The 244-nt window shown below is 68.9% G+C and carries 1 protein-coding gene; it reads left to right on the forward strand.

Annotated features, from left to right (window positions below; all coding sequences use genetic code 11):
* Positions 1-244: ATP-binding protein (locus AC0IZJ_RS28660; protein ID WP_471855672.1), on the forward strand; the 244-nt coding region annotated here is incomplete at both ends.

Consider the following 244-nt stretch of genomic DNA (forward strand, 5'->3'; position numbering starts at 1 on the left):
GCTCCGTGGGCTACCCCGTCATCATTAAGGCGGCCGGCGGCGGTGGCGGGCGCGGCATGCGTGTCGAGCACACCGAGGCGGCCCTGGTGCATGCGGTGCAGACGACGCGCGCCGAAGCCGGTGCGGCCTTCGGCACCCCCGAGGTCTACATGGAGAAGTTCCTGGAGAACCCACGCCCTGTGGAGATCCAGATCCTGGCTGACACCTTCAAGAACGCCGTCTGGCTGGGCGAGCGCGACTGCTC

The sequence above is a fragment of the Roseateles sp. AC306 genome (assembly GCF_979253795.1).